Annotated in this window: 5 protein-coding genes; 3 read left to right on the top strand and 2 right to left on the bottom strand. The window is 42.5% G+C overall.

Annotated features, from left to right (window positions below; genetic code table 11):
- Positions 1-16: 16 nt before the first annotated feature.
- The gene (locus G1O98_RS40470) at positions 17-391 is read right to left on the bottom strand and encodes a hypothetical protein (RefSeq protein WP_243458647.1); all 375 of its coding nucleotides are present in this window, start codon (positions 389-391) and stop codon (positions 17-19) included.
- A 21-nt stretch (positions 392-412) separates the two neighbouring features.
- Between G1O98_RS40470 and G1O98_RS36700 the strand changes: the two genes are divergently transcribed.
- The 3 genes from G1O98_RS36700 (at position 413) to G1O98_RS36710 (ending at position 4,023) form a co-directional block, all read left to right on the top strand.
- Entirely contained in the window at positions 413-3,007 is a 2,595-nt protein-coding gene (locus tag G1O98_RS36700) for a polymorphic toxin-type HINT domain-containing protein (protein WP_345940635.1), read from the top strand.
- A gap of 376 nt (positions 3,008-3,383) precedes the next feature.
- Positions 3,384-3,704, top strand: coding sequence for a hypothetical protein (locus G1O98_RS36705; RefSeq protein WP_163939177.1), 321 nt, complete (start codon positions 3,384-3,386; stop codon positions 3,702-3,704).
- A gap of 73 nt (positions 3,705-3,777) precedes the next feature.
- The gene (locus G1O98_RS36710) at positions 3,778-4,023 is read left to right on the top strand and encodes a hypothetical protein (RefSeq protein ID WP_163939179.1); all 246 of its coding nucleotides are present in this window, start codon (positions 3,778-3,780) and stop codon (positions 4,021-4,023) included.
- A gap of 115 nt (positions 4,024-4,138) precedes the next feature.
- Here G1O98_RS36710 and G1O98_RS40475 read toward each other — a convergent pair whose 3' ends face one another.
- Complete coding sequence (locus G1O98_RS40475) at positions 4,139-4,945, bottom strand: DUF488 domain-containing protein (RefSeq protein ID WP_243458648.1); 807 nt, start codon at positions 4,943-4,945, stop codon at positions 4,139-4,141.
- Between the last annotated feature and the right edge of the window lie 258 nt (positions 4,946-5,203).

Below are 5,203 nucleotides of genomic sequence, written 5' to 3' on the forward strand. Positions count from 1 at the left end.
AAAGTCAGTGATCGCGCTACTCCTCCCGCTCAATCAACACCCCATCAACAACTGCAATCCCCCACTGCGGAAACTTCACCAGCAACTTCTTGCTCACAATCTGCAAAGCCGGATCATCATTCCAGCACTCCTGCAAGTACTCAAACCCCGGATTCTGCCCCGAATTCGCTGCAACTTGAAGTTTCTGCATCCGTGACTGTCGCATATTTGACCGCGCAACAATCGCCTCATGCGACCACTTTTCAGTGACGGGCGCGGCGGAACTTTCGCCTTCATGAATTGCTTTGACTTCTTCACCTGAAACTGAATTTTCAACTAACAACGTAGCAGAATAACCCTGTTCTACCTGCCCCTGAGTTTGATTAGCGATGGCTACGCCCACCGCAGACATCGCAGAATTTAGAGAAAATTCATTTTCAGCAGCAGACGCGGCGTAACGCAGTATAACTATGACCAGCGCGATCGCTTATCCAAAATTATTCAACCCGATCAACAATTTGTTAGCTACGGCTATGACCTGTTAAGCAATGTTACATCTTTGACAACAGAAGCAGGAACCACTAGCTACGGTTACGATAAATTGAATCGTTTGGATACTGTTAAAGATGGCACGCGACTCCTAGCAGATTATGATTATGATGCTGTTGGCAATTTAATTCAAACAAAGTTGGCTAACGGTTCTGTTGAATCACGGCAATATGATACACGCGATCGCCTGACTCAAGTAACTACCAAGAATGTCACAGGTACAATATTCTCTGACTTTAAATATACCCTTGATGCAGTCGGCAATCGTAAGAAAGTCGAAGAATATTCTGGTCGCAGTGTTGATTATACTTACGATTCGCTCTATCGCCTGACTGAAGAAAAAATTACTGATGCCACAGCAGGAAACCGCACTTTTGGCTATTCCTATGATTTAGCAGGTAATCGTTTAAGCAAAACTGATTCCACAGAAGGTTTAACTACCTACACCTATGATGCCAATAATCGACTCAAGGATACAACAATCGGTAGCGTAGTTACAAACTTTACTTACGATAATAACGGTTCACTCAAACAACGTGCTAATGGCAGCCAGACAATTAACTACGATTGGATTAATGACGGGGAAAATCGCCTGATTGGGGTCAATAGTGGGACTTCTCAGCAGCAGTATATCTACGATGCCTTTGGTAGCCGTGTTGCTAGTATTTCTGATGGGGTAAGAACAAATTACTTGGCTGCACCGATTTGGGATTTACCCCAAGTTTTGATGGAATATGACGAGTCCGGGCAAATCACGACTGATTATACATTAGGTATGGGATTGGTGCGATCGCGTCATGATGGTCGAGAAGGTTTTTACCACACTGATGGATTGGGTTCGACTAGGCTAATTACTGATAATGTTGGTTTGATTACCGACCGCTACACCTATGATGCCTTTGGGGAGTTGTTGAATACTGATGGTACTTTCGGCAATTCCTTCGGGTTTGCGGGTGAACAACGGGATGCTGCAACTGGGTTGGATTATCTACGAGCGAGGTATTATGACTCCAGTTTGGGACGGTTTATCTCCAAGGATGAGTTTCCTGGATACTTAAACGACCCCTACAGTCAGCATGATTACCAATATGCTCATGCTAACCCTGTCAGATATACCGACCCCAGTGGGTATTTCACTTTGGGAGATGCAATGGCTGCTGTTACTCTTGCAGGGCAACTAGCTACATTTAGCGGTATTGGTTTTGGAGTTGGCTACATTGCTGGGGCTGCGGCTAATGGTGCAAGTGGCGAAGAAATCCTGGGTATGTTTGGCGAATGGGGGGCAGGTTTTGCCAGTGGTGTATCTGGTGGTTTCTTAACTGATGTATATGAATTCACTACTGGACAGAAGATTGAACCAAAACACGCCATGCTCTATAACGCTGGTAATGTTACTGGGATTGGCGTGTCCTTCTTGACAGGGATGAAAGCCGCTACCTGGGCAAAGACTGCGGTTGGCCCTCTCCAGTGGGTATCTCGTATAGATACTGCTTTAGATGTCTATGGTGCTGCTCAAGCTACTAATAACCTTTACCAAAGTTACCAAGATAACGGTAAGTTTGAACGAGAGGATGCTTGGAATTTACTAGCCTATGTACCTTTTGCTGGGGCAATCTTAGGTAGCATGAAGTTTTTTGCTGCTAATAAAGCAATTAAAGAAGGTGCTGAAGGTGTAGATGATGTCTTGAAAAAGGGCGCTGGAAATGTAGAAACCCAAATTAAGAATTGCTTTGTTGCTGGCACAGAAATTCTGACCACTGAGGGTGAAAAGAATATTGAGGATATTAAGGTTGGTGATTGGGTAATCGCTGATGACCCAACTACACCAGGGGAGATTGAAGCACGGCAGGTGTTAGAAACATTTATACGTGAAACTACTGCGTTGGTTGACTTGTATGTTGATGGCGAGGTAATTTCTACCACTGGGGAACATCCTTTCTGGATACCTGATAAGGGTTGGGTGGAAGCTAAAGACTTGCAAGTAGGGTCATTACTGCAAACTGAAGATGGCAGAGTTATTGATGTTGATAGGGTTGAGAAACGCTTTGGGCAGTTTAACGTTTACAACTTTAAGGTTGAAGGCATCCCAACCTACTTTGTTTCAGATTTGGGGATTCTGGTTCATAATACTTATTGTGGTGATGAAGATCCTTGGGCGGAGCTAGAAAGACTAAACAGTGGAGCCGATTATGAACTCACGACGTTAAGTGGATTGAAATTCTCAAATCACGCGATATTTGATAGTCTTACCAGACATGGTGTTGATCCACTCGTAGAGGTAGATAATATTGTCGCACAAGCTACAAGCAATAGAATTCAAAATGATGGAGCTAAAGTTTACATTAGGAACAACAACAATGGCACTTTTGACTTGGCTGTGATCAATGAACAAGAAAACTTAATCGTTACTGCCATGACGGGTAAAACAAGTTCAGAGTTATCAAACATGGGAGCTAATAATGGTTGGAATTGGCCATAATTTTTGTCAAGATAATATTAAGTTCAATAAATAGTGAAGCTACAAAAAATCAAGCCGTGTAATTACACACTTCAACACATTATAGGACTCATATTTGACTTCTGAAAAACCAAATGGGTTAGAAGCTTACCATACAAAGGTTTCTTTCTCAGTATACTTAGCAAGATTCAAGTATGATTCCTATATATGACCGAAATAACCTAAGATTTTCTTGAATATGAGACAAAAATGTATCCTAAAAACTTCTGGCTTTGAATTGGTATTTTATCTTCAAAGTTTGGATTCCTCTAAAGACTGTCTTGGTATAATCACGGAATTCATTTTAAATCCTAGTCATGGAGAAATCTCTATCAGATCAATTGCCACTTACATTTACATGAAAGACTTAGAAAAATTGATTCAATACCTAGAATGGCATATTGCTGCCATGAAAAATGACTTAGGTTATCAATCACAAGTTTTTATATCTTATGGAAATTGCTTTCAAATTCAAGCTCTTCAAGGACAGCTTAGAGCAGAAAATGAAGGAGAATTTACTATCCGATGTATGGTAAATATTGATAAACCAGCAGACGATATTTTTTCAACTTATGTTGGTGGCGAAGGTGTTATTAGTATTAAGAATACTCAACTTTTTATCTCTTCACTTCGTATGACATTAAATAGTTTTTTACAGGGCGATCATCCCTCGTTGTAATCTAGGCTATGTGTGGAATAATTTTGACGTAAACCTGATATATCTTTAGCCCAACGTTCCACTACCACATACGATGCAGCTAGTAATATCCTCAGAAGTCGGATTTTTAATCTTATGGCGATCGCTACTCATCCCACCTAAGCAACACCCCATCAACAATCGCAATCCCCCACTGCGGAAGCTTCATCAGCAATTTCTTGATCACAATCCACAAAGCCGGGTCATCACTCCAACACTCCTGCAAGAATTCATCCCCCGGATTCTCCTCCGAATTCGCCGCAACTCTAAGTTTCTGCATACGCTCCAGTCGCAGATTTGACCGTGCAACAATCGCCTCATGCGACCATTTATTCAAGGTTTGGTAAGGGCGCGGCGGAACCTTCGCTTTCAGGGCAGTATCTTACATGTCTTATCAGTGCTTGACGGAACAAGAGTCATAGCAGACTCATCTGCTCAACAATAGATGTTTCTGCACGAGATGGCTTTAACTCTTCTGTTGCTGGCTGATCCACTGGGGCTAAAACCTCCGATTGAGTATCCCTAATCAAAACCCACGACGGCATCTTGATATCTTGCTGATTATTCTTACCTCTTGCCTTTGCAGCCATAGCCACTGACGGAATTAGGCGCTCACGGTAAAACTTCTCCTGCAACCCGGACAATACAGCAAGTATACCCAATTCTGACCACACACCTAAGTCTTCTTCATTGAGGCTAACTTGGTAGTATCCGCACTCGGTGCGATCGCACTTTACACAATACCCCAACTCATAACATTTCTTGATCAGACTCAATACTTGGGGTGGGTATGTGGCTGGGAGTATGATTTTTTGTCCACAATTTGTGGACATTTTCTGCTTAGTAACAGTTCCTAACCCAACTTCCCCGCCCCAAAGTTTAGGCAGATACCGTTGGATAACTTCACGTCCAACTTGATGCCGATGGCAGAAATCGCCAGTTTTTTCGTAGCAGCACAATGTTATGTCATTTGAGTTTTGCTGCTGTTTTGTAACCCAAATATCAATCAACTGCTGCCTACAAAGCAAAATTTTGTGGAATTGGCGGGTGTATTCTTGTTCAGCATTAGTATCTGAGGCTGAAGACTTCCACCATTTCAGTAGCTCTGGCGTTGGAGCAAATAAAGGTAAATGCTTGCCTTGAAAGCCTTTTGGAGGATATAGAGAGATGGAGACGGCTTCACCTCTGATTTCTCCTGCATAGTAAGAGGTAAAAATAGTCACTCCTGTTTCTCCTCATTAACTACCTCTTGACATATAAGCTGGTGGAAACTGTATTCACCCGGAATATCTTGAAAAGGAGGCAGAGGGCAGAAGGAAAGAATTTGGTGGGGGATTCAGACCCTCGCCAAATAAGTGCCACTGAATCAAAGATTGCAGTGGGGAATTCAAACCCAAGACCCGTCTAGTAGTCTGCCAAGGCAATTTTGCTAGGTTATATTTGGATATAAACGCTGCATTTTTCGGCGAGCATCTTTGGTT

This window comes from Nostoc sp. UIC 10630 (genome assembly GCF_010747425.1).
Taxonomy (GTDB): domain Bacteria; phylum Cyanobacteriota; class Cyanobacteriia; order Cyanobacteriales; family Nostocaceae; genus Nostoc.

Coding starts and splice junctions, on each gene's coding strand:
- G1O98_RS40470 (WP_243458647.1), bottom strand. CDS start 391: ATGTCTGCGGTGGGCGTAGCCATCGCTAATCAAACTCAGGGGCAGGTA.
- G1O98_RS36705 (WP_163939177.1), top strand. CDS start 3,384: ATGAAAGACTTAGAAAAATTGATTCAATACCTAGAATGGCATATTGCT.
- G1O98_RS36710 (WP_163939179.1), top strand. CDS start 3,778: ATGCAGCTAGTAATATCCTCAGAAGTCGGATTTTTAATCTTATGGCGA.